The following is a 15,945-nucleotide window of genomic DNA, read 5'->3' on the forward strand; positions in this document are numbered from 1 at the left end:
GACTACCGGTTAAACCTAAACATCTTATGTATGAATCCTCTTACTCCAGCTGCAGCGGTTTGCTCCGGAATGGACATCTCCAAATATCGGCGTGCAATTTCGTCAATTCCTCTTGAGGCATCGCTTCCCGGGAAAGCAACGGTAAACGGCGTTTGTCGCTTTACGGCTTTCGTGACATTCGGATCATCCAGGATTACGCCCAATGTCGGAAGTTCGGCATGAAGGAATCTTCTGGCAACAAGATTAATTTTGTCCGCGGTCTGGATGCCTTCCTTGCGGTCTGTCGCGCGGTTAATAACGAGCTTAAACGCGGCGTTGATTCCCATCGACTTGACCATCTTTACCAGAGCGTAGGCATCGGTAATCGCTGTTGGCTCCGGCGTTGTCACCACAAAGGTTTCTTCCGCCGCAGAGATAAACTTTACGGTTTCCTTCGACAAGCCCGCTCCCGTGTCAAAAAGAATAAAATCGTATTCCCCCTGCAGCTTGCCAATCTGTTCCGAGAACCAGTCCAGCTGCTCCGCGGTTAAGTCAAGAAGATCCTGAAACCCTGAACCGCCCGCTATAAAATGCACCCCTGACGGGCCAATCTGGATAATGTCCCAGATGGTCTTATCCTGCTTGAACAGATGATAGAGGTGATAGGAAGAGCTTACTCCCATAAGGACATCGATATTGGCCATGCCGATATCCGCGTCAAATACGAGAACTTTTTTCCCCAGGCGTTGCAGCGAAATAGCAAAGTTCAGGCTGAAGTTGGATTTGCCTACTCCTCCCTTCCCGCTCGTGATCGTTACGATGCGGGTAGGACGGGCAGTCTCCTGGCCCATCCTCATCTTCACCATGTTGCGAAGCGCCTCCGCTTGATCATTCATCGGCAGGAGCCCCCAGCAGCGCATCCACATATCGCTCCGCGTTAAATGGGGCAATATCGTCCGGCACGGTCTGGCCGCTAGCAACAAACACCGGCTGCAATTCATTTTGCAGGGCCAGGTTTAGGATCGATCCGTACACCGACGTTTCATCCAGCTTAGTGAACAGCACCTTGCGGACTCCATATTTCACAAAATTGTCCGCCACCGCCATCATGTCTTTGGTTTTGCCGGTCAAGCTCAGCACCAACACGGTCTCGCTCTTCTCGCTGGACTGCAGGAGACTGTTTACTTCGGAAACGTGCAGCTCATTGCGGAAATTCCGGCCTGCCGTATCCATGTAAATCAGTTCACGGTCTTCCAACTGCTTGAAGGCTTTAGGCAAATCCATCGGCGAGAACACCACTTCCATCGGCACGTTCAGAATATTCGCGTAGGTTCGCAGCTGATCGACTGCCGCAATCCGGTAAGTATCCGAAGTGATTAATCCAATCTGCCGTCCGAACTTGATCGATTGTCCCGCTGCCAGCTTTGCGATTGTAGTGGTCTTGCCCACCCCTGTCGGTCCAACAAAATGAACGACTCTTGCCGATTCGCTTATGGATTCATGACTGTACGGAATCAGCCATTCCAACAGGAGCTCCCGGGCAATTCGCCAAGTCTCCGCTCCATCCGGCATTTCCTTTTGGTCTGCAAGCTTCTCGTTAACCGCGTCTATAACCCGGTCTATCAGTTCCGGCTCCACTTCCTGTTGGACCAACCGCCCATACAAGGATTGAATGGCGAGCGGCCGTTCCATGTCCGGCTTATGCATCGACAGCTGCTTCAAAGATTGCTTGATAAACCGGATCTCCTCTAGCAGATCATCGTTAATCCGATTTATCGACTGCGACGGAGGCGAAGCCGGCACAACCGGCGGAGGCGGCTGAACGACCGTCACAGGCGCGGGAGCCGGAGGTTCAAGAACCGCCGTAGCCGTAGCCGCTTGCCTTTTCGACTCTTGAATCGCACGAACAACCTGCTGGACCTCTGCTGCCGCTTTTTTCGGCTGGGCTGCTGCAGTTGGCGCGGCTGCTCCCGACTCGATTGCGGCTATAACCTCCATCTTCTTCTTCCGGAACATCCCCATGAATCCGCCGATCCGGACTTCCTTCGTATTCAGGATGACCGCATCTTTGCCAAGCTCGCTCCGGATCATCGGCAGGGCTTCCGGCAAGGCGTTCACCACATAACGTTTTACTCTCATAAATTCACCACCCCTACGCTTTGAACTTCAATGTTAGGCTCAAGCTCGCTATACGACAGTACCGGTACATCCTGCATGGTCCGTTCCACAATCTGTCTCAGATACATGCGAATGGTAGGCGAAGTCAGTACAACGGGATGCTGGCCGGATTGAATTTGGCGCGACACTTGCTCGTTGAGCTTCTGATAGATTTGCTGCGTTGCGACAGGATCAAGCGCAATATAGCTTCCCTGGTCGGTCTGCTGAACCGACTCCGCAATTTTCTTCTCAAGCGCTGGACCTACGGTGATAACCCTTAGCATATTCCCCGTGGAAGTGAACTGCTGCGTAATCTGCCTCGACAACGCTTGCCGGGCATATTCCGTAAGAATGTCCGGGTCCTTTGTATAATGGGCTTGATCCGCCAACGATTCGAAGATCGTGACCAGATCCCGGATCGACACTTTCTCACGCAAAAGCTTGGCTAGTACCTTTTGCAAATCGCCAATCGATAAAATGGAAGGAATAAGTTCTTCGATAAGCGCAGGGTACGACTCTTTCACATTCTCTACCAGAGCCTTGGTCTCTTGGCGGCCAATCAGCTCATGCGCATGGCGCTTAATAATTTCCGTCAAATGCGTCGCCACGACGGAAGGCGGATCCACAACGGTATACCCGGAGATTTCCGCTCTCTCCTTCATGGCTTCATCGATCCATAGCGCCGGAAGTCCAAACGCCGGTTCCGTTGTTTCGATTCCGATAACAGATTCGTCTTCGAAGCCCGGGCTCATCGCAAGATAATGGTTAAGCAGCAATTCGCCGCGCGCAACGATGTTCCCCTTAATCTTGATGACATATTCATTCGGCTTGAGCTGAATGTTATCGCGAATCCGGATGACCGGCACCACAAGTCCAAGCTCCAAAGCGCATTGCCTGCGGATCATAATAATCCGGTCAAGCAAGTCTCCACCCTGCTGCGTATCCGCCAGAGGAATAAGGCCATAGCCAAATTCGAACTCGATCGGATCAACCTGCAGCAAGCTGATGACACTTTCGGGACTTCGCACCTCTTCGATCTGCTGCTCCTCCTCCAAAAGCTCTTCCTGCTGCATTTGCTTGGCAATGGATTGCTGCATCCTCCAGGCTCCGAACAGGAGCAAGGCGGCAAAAGGAATTGTCCGCAGAATGCCGATTGGCGTGAATACGCCGAGCAAAGTGATTGTTCCAGCCACAATATAAAGCAGCTTCGGGTATTTAAGGAGCTGCGTTGTAACGTCCTGCGCGAAGTTTCCGTCCGAAGCGGCACGAGTTACAATCAGGCCAGCTGCCGTGGAGATAAGCAGGGCCGGAATCTGGCTGACCAGACCGTCACCGATCGTAAGAATCGAGTAGGTTTGCAGAGCATCGCTAAAGCTGTCTCCGTGAATGGCCATCCCGATAATGAAACCGCCAATAAGGTTGATAAGCAAGATAATGATGGAAGCAATGGCATCGCCTTTGACGAATTTGCTTGCACCGTCCATGGAGCCGTAAAAGTCCGCTTCTCTTTCGATTTTCGAGCGGCGCTCACGCGCCTGCTGTTCATTGATCAGTCCCGCGTTCAGGTCGGCATCAATGCTCATTTGCTTGCCGGGCATCGCGTCGAGCGTAAATCTGGCCGCAACCTCCGCTACCCGCTCCGAACCTTTCGTAATAACGATGAACTGTACAACGACCAGGATGAGAAATACGACGAAGCCAATCGCGATTTGCCCTCCGCCTACCCAGGATCCAAACGTCTGTACAACCTCGCCGGCATGGCCGTGCGACAAAATATTGCGTGTTGTCGATACGTTAAGAGCAAGCCGGAATAAGGTCGTCACTAGCAGGATTGCAGGGAAGATAGAGAAATCGAGAGCTTCCTTCGTATTCATCGCAATCAGCAGAATCATGAGCGCGATCGAAATGTTCAGGATGAGCAAAATATCCAGCAGCAGTGTTGGTATAGGGATGACCATCATGAGTACGATGCCGATAATCCCAGCTAAGATAGCAATATCTTTCACTTTCATGATGTTGTCTCCTCCCTCTCAATTATGATGATCGAACCCGGCCTTTCATTTTATAAACAGCCGCCAATACTTCCGCCACGGCTTGGAACAAATCGGCAGGAATCGAATCGCCGATATCGGCCCGTTCGTATAGCGCTCTGGCAAGCGGCTTATTTTCCATCATGACAACGCCATGTTCCTTGGCAACTTCGCGAATGCGGAGCGCCAAGTGATCCATCCCTTTTGCGATTATGACCGGAGCCTCCATCTTGGAAGCATCATACTGCAACGCAATGGCAAAGTGGGTTGGGTTCGTAATAACCACGTCGGCCTTAGGCACCTCCTGCATCATCCGCTGCATCGCCATCCGGCGCTGCCTTTCGCGGATTTTGCCTTTAATGAGAGGATCGCCCTCCGACTTCTTGTATTCGTCCTTGATGTCCTGCTTGGACATTCTCAGACTCTTGGCATGCTCGTAACGCTGATACATATAATCGGCGAAAGCCAGTATAACAAGCACCGCTCCGGTCTCAAGTCCAAGCTTGACTGTCAATCCGGCAGTAAAGGCGAAGATTTGCTGGACCGATAGGCTCGATAGCATTAGAATCTTGTCCCAATCGCCCCAAATCGCCCGATAAACCAGGATGCCGATGATTAAGAGCTTTAATATGCTTTTTAGAAACTCAACAACCGTTCGCATAGAGAATATCTGCTTAAACCCGTTAATCGGATTCAGCTTGGTAAACTTCGGCTTAAGCGATTCGCCCGTAAGCAGAAATCCGAACTGCATGACGTTTCCCAAAATCGCCACGATCACTACGATAGCGAAAATCGGCGCCAGGAACATTAGCATGTCGACCGCAAGCTTGTTAAACAGCGGCATAATGTTCGCCGTCGTGACATCCATCGTCAGCCAATTATCAAACAGCTCCTGGAACACGCTCATAATCCTCGTCTTATAGTAGCTGCCCAAAGCCGCAAAGGTAGCAAAGGTAAAGAGCAAAATCATGGAGCTTGGCAAATCGTTGGATTTGGCGATCTGCCCTTTCTTGCGGGCTTCCTGCGTTTTCTTCGGCGTTGCTTTTTCCGTCTTTTCCTGACTAAACAGCTGCAAGTCTAGCTCTAGATAGTAAGATCTCAACGTTGCAGCCTCCTTATTTGCTTTCGGTTTGTTGCACAATGCCAAACAATTGCTCCAGGTTGTCAAACATGATGGCAAACAGTCGCTCGAATATCGCGGATATACCGGGGAGCACCAGGATCAATAATCCTAGTCCCAGGAGCAGCTTAAGCGGAATCCCGATAACAAACACGTTGTATTGAGGAGCCGTCTTTGCCAGGAAGCCAAGGCCTACGTCCGTCAGGAACATCGCTATGACAAGCGGAGCCGCAACCTGCATGGCCAGCAGGAACGCGTTCCCTACCGCCCGCGACAGGAAATCGGTTATGCTTCCATCGTAAATCCTGCTGAACAATTCGTTGGACAAAGGCATCCATTTGTAGCTGTCCATCAATCCGGTTAGCAGATAATGATGCCCGTTAACGGCCAGAAACACCGTGATAAGCAGCATGTACTTGAAGTTGCCGAGCAGCGGAGCCGAGACACCCGTCATCGGATCAATAACGTTTGACATGGCGAAACCGATTTGCATATCCATCAGTGCGCCGGCGGTTTGCACAACCGTCATAAAGAGATAAACGATGTACCCCATCAGAAGTCCGATGAGGACTTCCTGGAATATGTACAGAATGTACTCTGCATCAATCGGTACCGTCTTCTCTTTCAGCCCATAGGTCATAAACACAATAAGAGAGAGAAAAAAGCCAAGTCCGATCTTGAAGGTGCTTGGTACGCCACGCATGTTAAACAGCGGAGCTACGACGAAAAACGATGTCATTCGACAAAAAATAAGCAAAAAAATAGGGAAATACTCCACGATCTGATCCATGATTTCCGTTCACAACCTATCCGATGTATTTATACAAGTTGTTCAGCAGATTGTAAGTGAAATCGACGATTACATTCAGAATCCAAGGCCCGAATATAATCAGGGATACAAAGACCGCTACGATTTTAGGCACAAAAGCTAACGTCTGCTCTTGAATTTGGGTAGTCGCTTGAAAAATACTGACGATCAATCCGACGACTAGAGCGAGAACGAGCATCGGCGCGCTGGCTTTCAATACGGTACTGATGGCTTGTCCGGCCAATCCGATGATGAAATCAGCACTCATTGAACGTTCCTCCCTGTCATAATTACGTGTTGAAGCTTAACAGCAATGATTTGACGATCAGGTACCACCCGTCCACCAGCACGAACAACAGAAGCTTAAACGGCAGGGATATCATGACCGGCGGCAGCATCATCATCCCCATCGCCATTAACGTGCTTGAGACGATCATATCGATGACCAGGAAAGGAATGAATATCATAAAGCCCATCTGGAATGCGGTTTTCAGTTCGCTTATCGCGTAGGCAGGCACCAGAACGGTAATCGGGATATCCTGATATTTCTCCGGCTTCTCCGTTTTCGTATAGTTGAGGAACAGAAGCAGATCCTTCTCCCTCGTATGCGAGATCATAAACTTTTTCATCGGATCCGCCGCTTTCTCCAGCGCCACGGTCTGCGTGATTTCACCCTTGAGATAAGGCTGCAAAGCCACTTCGTTAACCTGGGAGAAGGTCGGAGCCATAATGAAAAAGGTCAGGAACATCGCCAGCCCGATTAGAACCTGGTTCGGCGGCATTTGCTGCGTGCCAAGCGATGTCCGTACGAATCCAAGTACGATGACGATCCGGGTAAAGCTTGTCATAAGTACCAGGATTGCCGGCGCAATGCTTAATACCGTTATTAGAAGCAGGAGCGACAAAGCGCTGGTTCCCGGCTCTTCGTTTCCATCACCGATGCTGATATCGACATTTGGCAGCGGATCGGCCGCAAACGCATGCGATTGCAGCAGCATAACCCCCAGCAGTACGGTGACGATCGAAATCCACCATTTATTTTTCATTGTCATCCCCATCATGTTTGGATTCCTTCAGAAGCGACTCCAGCTGCTCTCTGCGGTCAGCCTGCTTACTGAGGTTTTGATTCAGCAAGCTTTGGAAGGAGGATTCCTGCATGTTCCACTGCTCTTCCGTCAGGTCCTCTCCCTTGCGCGACTCTTCTTTACGGAACCTCTTAAGAAAATCGGAGATTGTGTTTGCCGACCATCCGGCTGCATGGGATTGTCTGTTTAGCGAAGCAAGAATGGCCTGCACTTGCTTCTCATCGTCAATCTTGTCGAGGAGCGTCACGTTCTCTCCCACACCCACCACATACAACCGGCCTGACAGCTCTACAACCTGAAGAGAATTGTTCTGCCCCAGCGCAACCCCTCCGAGAGAGCGAACCGCACGGTTGGTTCCCCACATGCGATTACGCTGAGACAAAAATTTAATAAGTAATACAATTAAGCCGATAACTATAAATAGAGAGACAATGACCCAGATCACGCTGCCCGCGTAGCTGCCGGTACTGCCAGCCATTGGACTCTCGTCATTCCCGCTGCCCGCTGCCGCGGCGAAGGCGGGCTGTACAGCAACGCCAACCGCAGTCAAGGAAGTTAATCTCGTAGCATATGTAAGCATAGCTTAGCCAAGCGTTTTCTTAATCGCTTCGATTACGCGATCAGCTTGGAATGGTTTAACGATAAAGTCTTTTGCGCCGGCTTGGATCGCGTCGATAACCATCGCTTGCTGGCCCATCGCGGAGCACATAATCACTTTCGCATTGCCGTCCAGCTTTTTGATTTCTTTCAGCGCGGAAATGCCATCCATCTCCGGCATCGTGATGTCCATCGTAATCAGGTCAGGCTTAAGCTCCTTGTACTTCTCTACCGCCTGTGCGCCGTCTTGCGCTTCCCCGACGACCTCGTAGCCGTTCTTTGTCAGAATGTCTCGGATCATCATGCGCATGAATGCTGCGTCGTCTACGATTAGAATGCGGTTTGCCATCTTTTTTTCCTCCTAGAGTATTATTGCAATTTTTGAATGCGGTCCCATTGGCTTACGATATCCGTTACCCGTACACCAAAGTTCTCATCAATGACGACAACCTCACCCTTGGCAATCAGCTTGTTGTTCACCAGGATGTCGACAGGTTCGCCGGCCAGCTTGTCCAGCTCGATAATGGAGCCTTGGGACAATTCCAGAATATCCTTAATTTGCTTTTGGGTCCTACCTAATTCTACGGTAACTTTAAGCGGTATGTCGAGAAGTAAATTGAGGTTTGTCTCATCTGCTTGCACATATGGCGCTTGGTTGAAGTTGGCGAACTGTACAGGCTGAACATTTACGTTTCGGTTTGCCGCGTGACCATAGGTCTGAGGACCCATTGGCTGCATCGGAATATCGAACGCCGCGCTTTGCTGATAAGGATTATACGGTTGATTGTATTGCGATGCCGCTGCCGCCGGAGCTTGCTGGTACGGATCCTGGTAAGCCTGCTGCGGAGCTGGTGCAGGAGCTGGCGTTACCGCTGCCGCCGGTGCCGGTGTTGGCGCAGGCGCAGGAGCCGGAGTAGCCGCAATCTCTTCCTCAACGTCCCCCATCAGAATCGCAACCATCTGCTTCGCAAACGGTACGGGCAGAAGCTGCATGATGGTGGAATCTATTAAATCTCCAATCGTCAATCGGAAAGAGATTTTGATAAACACGTCTTCAGGCGGGAGCTGTCCCATTCCGCCGCCGCTGTCTACATCGAGAATGTCGATTCCCGGAGGCGAAATATTAACGAAGCGGTTAAAAATCGTAGACATCGATGTCGCGGAGGAACCCATCATCTGGTTCATCGCTTCCTGAACGGCGCTGATATGAATCTCGTTCAGCTCCTGAAGCGTTACATCCCCTTCTCCGCCGAGCATAAGGTCGGCAATGACCTGCGCGTCCTTTGTTTTGATCACTAGCGAATTAATCCCCTGGAAGCCGTCTACGTACTGTACGCTGACCGCCACATGAGGCTTGGGAAACTCGTTCGCAAGATCCTCGCGTTTAATGAAGGTAACCTGAGGCGTCGTAATATCGACTTTCTTGCCTAGCAACGTAGATAAAGCCGTTGCCGCGCTGCCAAACGTGATATTGCCGATTTCCCCCAGAGCATCCTGCTCGATGGAAGACAAGAAGTCCGACAGCTGATATTCGGAAGCCTGCGATTGCGATGAGGCGAGCTCGCTGGCTGTCTGATTAAGCAACGCGTCTATTTCCTCTTGCGATAAATAATCTTTACTCGTCATTTTCTTCTTCCGCTCCTTCGCTGACAACTTGATCCACTTGCACGGCTATCCGATCCTTGACGGAGCCCGGACTTCCGATAAACTTCAGCTTCTCGCCAACCTTGATGCGAAGGCCGTCATCTATCGGTTTATTTAACGAAATGACGTCCCCAACCGCGAGACCCAAAAATTCCTTGATCGTAATGACCGATTCGCCAAGCTCGGCAACGATTGGGAGCTTCGCTTTGCTTACGCGCTGCTCCAGCATTTCGACTTCCTCTGGAATCCTCTCTTTTTTCTGGGAGACAAACCAGTGGTGAGCAGACAACCGCGGCATAATCGGTTCGATAACGACATGAGGGATACATAAATTGATCATCCCCGTCGTATCTCCGATCTTCGTGCTAAGCGAGATCAATGCGATCGTTTCGTTTGGCGAGACAATCTGCATGAATTGCGGATTCGTCTCCAGCGCCTCCAGACGAGGCGATATATCTATGATCGTCTTCCATGCTTCCTGCAAGCTTTCAAACGCCCTGGCGAAAATCCGTTCCATAATAATGGTCTCGATCTCCGTCAGATTGTTGATCTTGGAAGGCGCCATCCCCTGCCCGCCGAGCATTCTGTCCAGCATCGCATAAGCAACGTTAGGATGAACCTCGAGCACCATGCGCCCTTCCAGCGGCTCCGCTTCAAATATGTTCAGAATCGTCATCTTCGGTATCGAGCGGATAAATTCATCGTACGGCAGCTGCTCGACCTGCACGACATTGATCTGAACGAACGTACGAAGCTGCGCTGAGAAATAGGTTGTCAAATATCGCGCGAAGTTTTCGTGTATGCGTGTTAAGCTTCGTATGTGATCCTTCGAGAATCGAGTAGCGCGCTTGAAATCATAGACTCTAACTTTTCGCGTAACCTCTTCTTTTTTCAGCTCATCCGCATCCATCTCACCCGATGACAAAGCAGCCAGCAGCGCGTCTATCTCATTCTGCGATAGTACATCAACCAATTCTCTCACCCCCTTCAAGGAATGTCGGCAACAAGCTTATAACTGCTGCATGATAAAATTCGTAATTTCCACTTTAACCAGCTTTTTGCCTTCCGGCAGAATCGGATTAATCAAGTTCAGAAGCTTCGATTCCAGCATATCCTCGCCTTGCGAGCCGTTAAGCTCAGCTGCCGTCAAATCGGCAACGGTACGGTTAATGATTGGCCTTACTTCGATTTCAAGGATCTTGTCGAACTCTTCCTTTGTCTTCTTGCTGTCCAGCTGGAACGCAAAGCTCATTACTACGACATAGTCCGAATCTTTCAGGTTGCGTTTGAAATCCTTCAGCTCGGATGTAACGGATACCAGCTCGTCCGCGGAAAGATGCTTCACCGTAACGGGTGCCTTTTCCGGATCGGGCTTATCCGTGTCGTTAAAAAATGATTTGTACATGATGATGGATACAATTGCGATCAGCGTAATTGCTAGCAAGGTTGTGACTAGCCATGGCAACATTTTTTTCATCTCTATGGACCCTCCGTATGTTCGATCTTCTGGGTCGCTGCAAGAACGCCGATTGAACGAATATAACTCTGAATTAGCTGTACCAGCTCGGCTGCGCTCTCCGTTACGATAAACTTCTTGCCCGTAGTGAGCGTTATGATCGTATCCGGAGTTTCTTCTATCAATTCGATAAGAAGAGCGTTAATCATCAGCTTTGAGCCATTCAATCGAGTTACGGTAATCATAAGCTCCCCCCTCGCTGATTCGGGGGCTGATAACAGCCCCCTTCAGTCATGACCGATGGCTATTGCGCGAAGCTATTAACGTTTCAGGTTAACGACCTCTTGCAAAATCTCATCGGATGTGGTGATGATGCGTGAATTCGCCTGGAAGCCGCGCTGCGCAACGATCATCTCGGTGAATTCGTTCGTCAGGTCGACGTTCGACATTTCCAGCTGGCCCGCGATAATGGCACCCGTGCCAAGTTCAGGATCATCCGCCGTTACAATCTCGAACTGGCCGTCCGGATTGGCATTGGCCGTTACCCGGTACAGATTGCCGCCTACTTTTTCCAGACCGCTCGGGTTAACCACTTTTACGACCCCAAGCTGCGCGACGGCTTCCGTACCGTCCGCCGTTACCGCCAGAATCGAGCCGTCTTGACCGATCGAGAAGGAGGTTACATCCTCTCCGAGCACGATTGGCTCGCCGTCGGAGGAAAGAACAAACATGCCGTCGGCATTAACGAGCTGTCTGTTGCCATCCAAGGTGAAGTTGCCCGCGCGCGTCAGATAAGTAGGAGAATCCCCTCCGGCCGATACCGCGAAGAAGCCGTCTCCGTCAATGCGAAGGTCGGTTGGCACGTTTGTCGTCATCGCGCTGCCCGGCGTATGGATCGTATCGATCGAAGAGATCGTTACGCCAAGACCAATCTGCTTCGCGTTGACGCCGCCCTGCTCCCCTTCGAGAGACGCCGTAACGCCTGAAGTGGTCTGGCTCAGAATATCGCTGAACATAACGCGGCCGCCCTTGAATCCTACCGTATTAACGTTAGCGATATTGTTGCCGATTACGTCGAGCTTTGTCTGGAAACCGCGCATACCCGATACGCCGGAATACATGGATCTAAGCATTTATATAACTCCTCCTAAAAAGAAATGGACTTCCGGATCTCTTGCATAATGGCTGCTTCAGTCGGTCGGCAGCCAAAGGGCCCCCTTAGCGGTCCAGCCCTAGCTTAAGATCACCGCGCTGTCGATATTCGTAAACACATTGCTTTGCATTTGCTTGCCGTCCATCGCCGTAACTACCGTCCGGCTGGGGACATTTACGATCATCGCAATGTCTTTCATTACAATTAAAGAATCTTTTGCGCCTTTAGACTCGGCTTCGTCCACCGCGTTCATAATCTTGGTCAACGATTCCGGCTGCAGCTGAATTCCTCGCTGCTTCATCCGCACTTCCGCGTGCTGGCTGAATTTAAGCACCTTGGCATCAAGCATATCCTTGAAGCCGCCGGCTTGCTGCGGACGCGTTGCCGCATTCTTGGCACCGGTCAGTGGCGGCGCCCCGACAGGAAACAGATGGCTGATTTTCACTCCGTCACTCATGCGGAACCATCTTCCTGTTCGGTTGAACTTGAATTTGTATCCGCCGTTCCCTCCGTGCTCCCGGTGGTCTCTTCACTTTCGTCGCCTGATTGATTAGCTTCCGGTGCTTTATCGGATACCGTCACGACATCGCTAAGCTTAATCATCGTTTCATCCGCAAATTTGGCATACAAAGTACCGTCCTGAGAAACGATGGAATTGACCGTGTCGTACATCAGCTTGGTCTGGCCTGCGTCATCTAGCTCGTACCAGGAAACGGTTTTTCCGATAATCGAAGATGCCGTACCCAGATTTTGATTAAGTAGGGAAAGCTGATCCGACATATTCATCAGCTGCTCAACGGAAGTAAACTGAGCCATCTGCGTAATGAACGCGGCGTTATCCTGCGGCTGCAGCGGATCCTGGTTTTTCAGCTGGGTCACGAGCAATTCCAGAAACGCATCTTTGCCTAACGCATTTTTGTCGGTATCCTTGCCTGCGGCCTTCACGTTCGAAGTGCTGTAATTCGGCCACATGACTTTCGAAGATACTGTCGCCATAAACTCACCTCCATCCTACACGCGTACCGTCTAAGGAGCTTTTGATTATGCCGTCACATTGACGGCTCGTCCGTAGCCTAAATCCTGTATCGCCTGCTGCTCGGCAACATCAGACTCAAAATCCTCCTGCAACCCGTCGCCTTTGGATTTATTTTGATTGGAAAAAGCCTGCTGACCGGTTCCTTGACCATGCTGGCCGTTGGATAAATGCGCGGCCGATTGGCCGTACGTTACTTCAAGCTTGTCGACCGACAAGCCTTGCTGCTGCAAAGCAACTCTTAACTGCGCCATTTGATTGTCAAGCGCATCCTTAGCGTTTGCGTTATCGGCATGGAACAATGCCGTAAGTTGTCCGTTATGCATCGTTATGCGCACATCAACCTGTCCAAGCTCTTTGGGAAATAGCTGAATAGTCGCTTCCGACATGCCGTTGCCATGCTTGATGTCCAGCTTTTGAATGAAATCCTTCATGTTATCCGCGAAATCGGTAACCGGAACGGACGCTTGGACAACGGGGGTTAGCTTTGCTGCATGGGGCGCCGTTTGACGAATGACATCAGCAAACGATTGGCCGGCTGTTACGGTAGGTACCTGCTCGTCCGTTTCGCCGGACGCTTCCGTCTCTTCCTTCGTAACCTGCTGATCGGTTGTCGCCGCTAGCGCAACCGGATGTACCGCGCGTTCTGTTAACCGCTGCAAATGAACGGACACTGCAGGGGCAGCAGCTGTAACCGTGATTTCCGGCGCTTGCTCTGCGGACACGACCGGCGTCTCGGTACGAACGCTCAAGTCCTTCTGCTTTTGGACGAATTGCTGCAAAGCCTCAAGCTGTTGTCCAATCAGTTGAACCGGCTCCTGAAGTCCGATTTGCTTCATGGTCCCTTCCTGCATTGCCGTTTGAAGCTGCAGCAAGGAATCCTGAACCTTGCTTACGATTGCGGCCAGCTGCTGATTCGAATTCTGATCCCCTGTGGGCGGCTGATTGGAAGCGTCGCCCCTTGGAGTCTGAAGCTGTACCGGCATCGGAATCCCTAGCAGTGCAAGCAAAGCCTGCAATTGATCCAGCATGGAAGCTGGCTCCGACGTATCCTGATCTTGACTATCAGCCGATGGGTCGGACAAATCCGACTTGATCTTTTCCAGATCCGCGAGCAATTGATCGATGATTTCCATCAGGTCAGCCGTTGCATCGGTCAGAACATCCGAGTCCGTTACGGCAGCAGTGCCAGCCGCAGCTGTCGCTCCGCCTGTTGCAGCCTGATTGTTTGCCGATACATCCTTTGTTGCTTGCGCTTCCTTGCCGGAAGCGGCTTGCTGCGCGTTGTCAGCCTTATCCGCCGCAGACGAAGCTGAGCCGGTTTTGTCCGAGGCGCCTTTGTCGCCTTTCATCTGAGTCGCAAGCGTCTTTTGAAATTTGTCATTTCCGCCGGATTTCGCTTGAGTCGATGCGTTGTTTGCAGTGGCGGCCGGTGCCGGCGTTGCGGCTTGAGGAATGATCATCTCCATTAATTGATTCACCTCCTCTCTCTTAGCTGCCTGCCATGAGCTTAGACATCAGCTGAGCGGTAATCGTTTGATTAATGCCGGACATCTCCGCCAAAATTCCGGAACGAGTCTTGTCATCCACGGTATTCAGAATGCGGATAACTTTACTTGGGCTGATATCCGCCATTTTAATTAACAGTTCCCCTGCGCTTTTGGCATCCATTGCTGCGAATGTAGCGCTCAATTGATTGCTGCTCAGCTGCGAGGAAGGCTGCTTGGTTTCCGTCGGCTTCGCTTTTTTCAGCTCAGCCTGCAACGCGGCAATCTGTCTGTCCTTCGCCGTTACGGTATCCTTCAGCGCCATCGTTGCGTCGGCCGCCGTTTGAGGGTTCATTTTTTCCAGAATCCGCACTCTGTCGTCCGGTCTCATGGAATCCAAGACAAGCACCATTTCATCCATGGTCATGCTTTGCAGAATCGGAGCAGCTTTACTTGGGGTAATTTTGCTGTACATGCTCGCAAGCTCTTGGATTTTCGCCTGATAAGCGGCGTCGTCCGCTGCTTTTTCTTCATTAGAAGACTTAAGCGAATCAATCTGATCCTGCATGCTTTTTAATTCCTGCTCTTGGGCTGCCTTCGTCTGGTTGGTTTGGGCAAGCTCGGCTTCCTTCTCCTGCAGCTGTGCCTGGAGCTCGTCGATCTTACGGCTCATGTTGGCTGATTTCAGCTGGTCGTCGTTAGCTTTTCCGTCAGCTGTCTTGGGATCGGGAAGTACATCCTTCAGATAGGGAATCGAGTTGCCGATCTCCAGCATTTGATTACGGGTTTCCGTATTAAACAAAATATATAACGCGCCCAAAAGGACTATCGTAAACAAGATCGGCGTCATAAAAAACATCAACCGTTCGAAGCCGCTGTACCCCTGCTTCTCCATTTCCATATCCGACACTGTCATTCACTCCCTTTACCTTGCGCCGCAGATCATGATGGAAGGGATACCTTGAAGCGGTTGGTAGCCATTTCATCCAGCTCGTTCTGTTCCTTGATCTGCATTACATGCCGGAACCGGTCTTTGGCATGCTCTTTCGCTTTAAGCCAAACCTTCTCATCCTTCATTCGGTCCGCGAGGTTTGTCCGGTTGTATTCAACCTTTCGTTCAGCCTGCCTGACATCCGTAAGCTTGCTTGATATGCAGGAATCCAAATAATCCAGATAATGCTGCATCAGCTGCAGCTCAGCGAGAGAAACAGCTTCATTCGAGCTCTCGTGCTGCTTGGTTTCCCATTCTGCCCGTTTCGTCCGCAGCTCCGAAAGACTTAGTTCTTCCGCCTGCAGAATACCAATTGCGGAAGATAGCTGCCACTCTGCCTGCGTCTTCTCGCTTGACTTCAAGTCTACGATTTTTTGATAAGCGTATCGAAAGGCTGCCATTTAC

Annotated in this window: 19 protein-coding genes; all 19 read right to left on the bottom strand. The window is 50.9% G+C overall.

From position 1 onward, the window contains the following. Positions 1-2: 2 nt before the first annotated feature. On the bottom strand, positions 3-875 hold the full coding sequence (locus CFI03_RS06120; protein ID WP_248756799.1) for a MinD/ParA family protein: 873 nt from the start codon (positions 873-875) through the stop codon (positions 3-5). Further along, a complete protein-coding gene (flhF, locus tag CFI03_RS06125) occupies positions 868-2,118 on the bottom strand; it encodes a flagellar biosynthesis GTPase FlhF (protein WP_248756800.1) in 1,251 nt (416 codons plus the stop codon). The genes CFI03_RS06120 and flhF overlap by 8 nt, the downstream gene beginning before the upstream one ends. Beyond that, the gene (gene flhA / locus CFI03_RS06130) at positions 2,115-4,148 is read right to left on the bottom strand and encodes a flagellar biosynthesis protein FlhA (protein ID WP_127495816.1); all 2,034 of its coding nucleotides are present in this window, start codon (positions 4,146-4,148) and stop codon (positions 2,115-2,117) included. The genes flhF and flhA overlap by 4 nt, the downstream gene beginning before the upstream one ends. A 22-nt stretch (positions 4,149-4,170) precedes the next feature. Then, positions 4,171-5,268 (bottom strand): flagellar biosynthesis protein FlhB, encoded by a 1,098-nt coding sequence (flhB, locus tag CFI03_RS06135; RefSeq protein WP_127495817.1) that lies wholly within the window; start codon positions 5,266-5,268, stop codon positions 4,171-4,173. A 13-nt stretch (positions 5,269-5,281) separates the two neighbouring features. After that, complete coding sequence (gene fliR / locus CFI03_RS06140; protein WP_248756801.1) at positions 5,282-6,076, bottom strand: flagellar biosynthetic protein FliR; 795 nt, start codon at positions 6,074-6,076, stop codon at positions 5,282-5,284. A 16-nt stretch (positions 6,077-6,092) separates the two neighbouring features. After that, the gene (fliQ, locus tag CFI03_RS06145; RefSeq protein ID WP_127495819.1) at positions 6,093-6,362 is read right to left on the bottom strand and encodes a flagellar biosynthesis protein FliQ; all 270 of its coding nucleotides are present in this window, start codon (positions 6,360-6,362) and stop codon (positions 6,093-6,095) included. A 22-nt stretch (positions 6,363-6,384) separates the two neighbouring features. Then, the gene (fliP, locus tag CFI03_RS06150) at positions 6,385-7,092 is read right to left on the bottom strand and encodes a flagellar type III secretion system pore protein FliP (RefSeq protein ID WP_481857653.1); all 708 of its coding nucleotides are present in this window, start codon (positions 7,090-7,092) and stop codon (positions 6,385-6,387) included. A gap of 37 nt (positions 7,093-7,129) precedes the next feature. Further along, positions 7,130-7,729: a flagellar biosynthetic protein FliO gene (locus CFI03_RS06155; protein WP_248756803.1), complete on the bottom strand. Its 600-nt coding sequence runs from the start codon at positions 7,727-7,729 to the stop codon at positions 7,130-7,132. A 33-nt stretch (positions 7,730-7,762) separates the two neighbouring features. Beyond that, complete coding sequence (locus CFI03_RS06160; protein ID WP_015845017.1) at positions 7,763-8,125, bottom strand: response regulator; 363 nt, start codon at positions 8,123-8,125, stop codon at positions 7,763-7,765. A 20-nt stretch (positions 8,126-8,145) separates the two neighbouring features. Continuing rightward, positions 8,146-9,402, bottom strand: a complete 1,257-nt coding sequence (fliY, locus tag CFI03_RS06165; protein WP_248756804.1) for a flagellar motor switch phosphatase FliY — start codon at positions 9,400-9,402, stop codon at positions 8,146-8,148. Beyond that, the gene (gene fliM, locus CFI03_RS06170; RefSeq protein WP_127495822.1) at positions 9,392-10,393 is read right to left on the bottom strand and encodes a flagellar motor switch protein FliM; all 1,002 of its coding nucleotides are present in this window, start codon (positions 10,391-10,393) and stop codon (positions 9,392-9,394) included. The genes fliY and fliM overlap by 11 nt, the downstream gene beginning before the upstream one ends. A 36-nt stretch (positions 10,394-10,429) precedes the next feature. Further along, positions 10,430-10,897, bottom strand: a complete 468-nt coding sequence (locus tag CFI03_RS06175) for a flagellar basal body-associated FliL family protein (RefSeq protein WP_127495823.1) — start codon at positions 10,895-10,897, stop codon at positions 10,430-10,432. A gap of 2 nt (positions 10,898-10,899) precedes the next feature. Further along, a complete protein-coding gene (locus CFI03_RS06180) occupies positions 10,900-11,121 on the bottom strand; it encodes a flagellar FlbD family protein (protein ID WP_127495824.1) in 222 nt (73 codons plus the stop codon). Between the two features lie 75 nt (positions 11,122-11,196). Continuing rightward, on the bottom strand, positions 11,197-12,009 hold the full coding sequence (gene flgG / locus CFI03_RS06185; RefSeq protein WP_248756805.1) for a flagellar basal body rod protein FlgG: 813 nt from the start codon (positions 12,007-12,009) through the stop codon (positions 11,197-11,199). 99 nt (positions 12,010-12,108) lie between these two features. Further along, entirely contained in the window at positions 12,109-12,486 is a 378-nt protein-coding gene (locus CFI03_RS06190; RefSeq protein ID WP_248756806.1) for a TIGR02530 family flagellar biosynthesis protein, read from the bottom strand. Further along, a complete protein-coding gene (locus CFI03_RS06195; protein WP_248756807.1) occupies positions 12,483-13,025 on the bottom strand; it encodes a flagellar hook capping FlgD N-terminal domain-containing protein in 543 nt (180 codons plus the stop codon). The genes CFI03_RS06190 and CFI03_RS06195 overlap by 4 nt, the downstream gene beginning before the upstream one ends. 45 nt (positions 13,026-13,070) lie before the next feature. After that, positions 13,071-14,531 (bottom strand): flagellar hook-length control protein FliK, encoded by a 1,461-nt coding sequence (locus CFI03_RS06200; RefSeq protein ID WP_248756808.1) that lies wholly within the window; start codon positions 14,529-14,531, stop codon positions 13,071-13,073. Positions 14,532-14,553: 22 nt separating this feature from the next. Further along, positions 14,554-15,450, bottom strand: a complete 897-nt coding sequence (locus CFI03_RS06205) for a MotE family protein (protein ID WP_248756836.1) — start codon at positions 15,448-15,450, stop codon at positions 14,554-14,556. A gap of 41 nt (positions 15,451-15,491) precedes the next feature. After that, the gene (gene fliJ, locus CFI03_RS06210; protein WP_248756809.1) at positions 15,492-15,941 is read right to left on the bottom strand and encodes a flagellar export protein FliJ; all 450 of its coding nucleotides are present in this window, start codon (positions 15,939-15,941) and stop codon (positions 15,492-15,494) included. Positions 15,942-15,945: the final 4 nt, after the last annotated feature.

The organism is Paenibacillus sp. ATY16, assembly GCF_003399985.2.
In the GTDB taxonomy this organism is placed as follows: domain Bacteria; phylum Bacillota; class Bacilli; order Paenibacillales; family Paenibacillaceae; genus Pristimantibacillus; species Pristimantibacillus glycanilyticus.